At 44.8% G+C, this 3,486-nt stretch carries 3 protein-coding genes; all 3 read left to right on the top strand.

Annotated features, from left to right (window positions below):
• Positions 1–337: 337 nt before the first annotated feature.
• Genes EFBL_RS07440 through EFBL_RS07430 form a run of 3 tightly spaced genes read left to right on the top strand, consistent with a single transcriptional unit; the run spans position 338 to position 3,391 of the window.
• Positions 338–1,405: a site-specific integrase gene (locus tag EFBL_RS07440; protein WP_207907639.1), complete on the top strand. Its 1,068-nt coding sequence runs from the start codon at positions 338–340 to the stop codon at positions 1,403–1,405.
• Complete coding sequence (locus tag EFBL_RS07435; RefSeq protein WP_096181513.1) at positions 1,405–2,385, top strand: tyrosine-type recombinase/integrase; 981 nt, start codon at positions 1,405–1,407, stop codon at positions 2,383–2,385. The genes EFBL_RS07440 and EFBL_RS07435 overlap by 1 nt, the downstream gene beginning before the upstream one ends.
• A complete protein-coding gene (locus EFBL_RS07430; RefSeq protein ID WP_096181512.1) occupies positions 2,372–3,391 on the top strand; it encodes a site-specific integrase in 1,020 nt (339 codons plus the stop codon). Before EFBL_RS07435 ends, EFBL_RS07430 begins: the two co-directional genes overlap by 14 nt.
• Positions 3,392–3,486 lie beyond the last annotated feature (95 nt).

The raw sequence follows: 3,486 nt of genomic DNA, 5'->3' as shown, positions 1-3,486 counted from the left end.
CCGCCGTAATGAGAAGCTGGGTTTAATGGAAAGTGCAGGTTGAAATCCGTTAGAAATAAGCTGTTTCTCCATCTCAACTTTACATTATCCTCTGTTCGATTAAGTAGTTATACAGTTGTCTTGCAACTGTATAACCCAAAATGAATGGAGGATTTTTATGAAAAGAGAAGCCGATGTACCGATCCAAAAATTAATCGAACTTGTCGAAGCGGAATTATTGCGAACGGGCTATGGCGACCGAGTCATCAAGAGATACCAAAGGGTATGGAACCGTCTAACAGACTACATGAAAGAATGCTCCTTGGTCGCTTACAACACCAAAATCGGGTTGGATTTTATGGAAGCCGCTTATCAGATCACCGTATTCAAGGCATTAACAAACGAAAATAAAGTGAGAGCCCGATCCATTCAAGTTCTGAATGACTATCATCTTCACGGCATTATTTTCCCCAAATTCACAACCTCATCGTTCTCCTTGTTATCGCATCATTCCAGCATCCTCGAGCAGTTTCAAGAATATCGAAAACAGTTCCAGATATCCAAAAGTACATTGAAATCGTATGAAAAATACATTGGAAAGTTTCTGCTGTTCCTAGAGAGACACGGTGTTTTAGAACTCTCTCAAATAACAGCATCATCCGTTCTGGATTACACCAACATTTTCGCTGGCTATTCATCCGCAACCAGCCACAATTCTCTTTCTGCACTCCGCGTGTTCCTTCGTTATTTACATGAAATAGGCACCCTGGGTGAGGATTTTGCAGACAAAGTCCCTCACGTAAGGTACCGGAGAGACGCTCATATCCCATCGGCATTTGCTAAAGAAGATGTTCAACGAGTTTTGGAAGCAGTGGATCGCTCAAGCCCTAGAGGGAAAAGAGATTATGCCATGTTGCTACTGGCCTCTGAACTGGGACTGCGCTCGGGGGACATCCGAAACTTGGCTTTCTCCAATCTGCACTGGGAAAAGAACACCATCGAGCTGACCATGAGCAAGACTGGGAAGCCCATCACCCTTCCCCTGCTTGAAAAGATCGGAATGGCCATCATCGATTACGTAAAATATGGTCGTCCAAAAACGGATTCCAATTACGTTTTTCTTCGTCATATAAGTCCAATACAACCACTTACTGCCTCCGCATTGTCCGGTATTGTAAAACAATATATATCCATTGCCGGAATCGATGTTAAGCCCGGACAGAGTCAAGGACCCCATGCGATGCGCCATTCCCTTGCCAGCGCCCTCTTAGAAGACAATGTTCCACTGCCTGTTATTTCTGAAATTCTTGGACATACGGACAGCCGTACGACAGGAGTATACCTGAAGATTGACGTAAATCAATTGAGAAACTGTGCACTTGAGGTTCCCTGTTTCGACTGGAACGCCGACCGGGAGGTTTTCTAATGGAATCCTTGAGAAGAACGCCCGTCGGTGAATTAAGCGAAATCATTCAGAAATTCGTGCGGCATAAACGTTCCTTGGGATACAAATATCTCATCGAAGAAGACTTGCTCTGCCGCTTTTCTCGATTTTCCTTGTCCTATGAATTGTCGGGCAACATCATTCCAAAGGAACTGGTAGAGGATTGGATAAAGCACATCCCTGGAGAAACCAGGAGCACACAACGGATTCGCTGCTCTTGCCTAAGCGTATTTTTGCGATTCGCCGCGGACAATGGATACCAAGTTGTTTTACCGCCGAAACCTAAACGCGCTGTACAGGTGTATATCCCTTACATTTTTTCCGAAATGGAAATCGCACGTTTTCTCCATATTTGTGATCACATGCTCCCTTACCCAGGAACCCATAAACATATCATGGTTCCTGTCATTTTCCGACTCATGTATGGCTGCGGATTACGGGTTTCGGAAGTGTCGAATCTGAAATGCTGTGACGTCGACCTCGATCACGGTATTCTCACCATACGTGAGAGCAAATTTGGGAAAGACAGGCTCGTTCCGATGTCGGAAAGCCTTAGAGAAATCCTGTATCAATACCATGTTGGGATGAATCCATCCTGTAAAGACACCGACTTTTTCTTCAGAAGCAAGAACTTGAAGCCCGTTAGTCGCCATTGGATTTACCGTCGATTCAGGGAAATTCTGAGGAAGTGCGGTATTGCTCATGCGGGGAAAGGAAAAGGACCGCGCGCTCATGATCTACGCCACAGTTTCTGTGTACGCACCTTAAAACAATTGGTCGATCAAGGCGCGGATATCTATTATGCGTTGCCTATTCTTGCAACCTACGTGGGACATGCTTCCGTTAAAGCGACTCAAGGCTATGTACGGCTAACCGTGGACATGTATCCGGAACTGATGGAGAAAGTATCACAAGAATGCGCTTATATCCTGCCGGAGGTGATGGTAAATGAAACCGACTGATTTCTCGTATCATTTATCCAATTACCTCTCGAAATATCTTCCGGGAATAGCGGGATTGAGCATGAACACCATCATGTCCTATCGCGACATGTTCCGCCTGCTGCTTTCGTTTTACGAAATAGCGCTGAACATCAAACCCGAAAAAATGAGATTGAAAGATTTAACCCGGGAATCTGTTGAACAATATTTAAACTGGCTGGAACAAGAAAGAAATTGCAGCGTATCCACCAGAAATGTGCGACTGGCTGCTATCCACGCATTTGCACGCTATCTTCAAAGGGAATTGCCAGAATTCATGTATCCGGCACAGCAATTACTCGCCATACCGTTCAAGAAAACAAAAAAAGCGACCATTGACTATCTGTCGCTGGATGCCATGAAGCTTCTTTTAAGCCTTCCGGACACGGCTACAAAAGCTGGGAGACGTGATGCCGTGTTGTTAAGTTTGTTGTATGACACAGGTGCGAGGGTACAAGAACTGTGCGATTTAGTCGTCTCAGACATTAAAATTCAACGAATAGCTACGATCAAGCTTACGGGAAAAGGGAATAAAAGCAGGATCGTCCCCCTCATGAATCCGATGTCAAACCTATTGAGTCAATATCTTCAAGAAAATGGATTGAATCAGGCTCATGCATCGGCCTATCCCGTTTTTTTCAACCGTTCCAGAGGAAAGTTGACACGGGAAGGGATTGCCTACATCGTCGCAAAATATATGGGTGAGGCAAAGACGGTTTCACCTGAACTATTCCCAGAAAAAGTGTCGCCCCATTGTTTTCGGCACAGCAAAGCTATGCATCTGCTGCAGTCGGGTGTGAATCTTATCTATATAAGGGATCTGCTGGGCCATGTTGATGTTAAAACCACAGAGATCTATGCCCGAATTGATGGAGAAATGAAGAGAAAGGCATTAGAAAAGAGTCATAAAGGGGTTGTCTCAGATAAACTGCCGGAATGGCAGAGCGATAATGAGTTGATGAGTTGGCTCAAAGGACTTGGCAAATAGGAGATTATTATGAGAAGCTGGAGGCAAAGCAAAGGCTATTCAACACAGGCTTATGCCTTTAACTTGCCATTACATCCAGCTTCTCATTACGGCGG

This window comes from Effusibacillus lacus (assembly GCF_002335525.1).
In the GTDB taxonomy this organism is placed as follows: Bacteria; Bacillota; Bacilli; order Tumebacillales; family Effusibacillaceae; genus Effusibacillus; species Effusibacillus lacus.
Note: the sequence above shows the minus strand (reverse complement) of the source record. Positions and strands in the feature narration are given on the sequence as shown.

What these genes read in the sequence shown, in the direction of transcription:
- EFBL_RS07430 (WP_096181512.1), top strand. Translation starts at nt 2,372, where the DNA reads ATGAAACCGACTGATTTCTCGTATCATTTATCCAATTACCTCTCGAAA.
- EFBL_RS07440 (WP_207907639.1), top strand. Translation starts at nt 338, where the DNA reads ATGGAAGCCGCTTATCAGATCACCGTATTCAAGGCATTAACAAACGAA.
- EFBL_RS07435 (WP_096181513.1), top strand. Translation starts at nt 1,405, where the DNA reads ATGGAATCCTTGAGAAGAACGCCCGTCGGTGAATTAAGCGAAATCATT.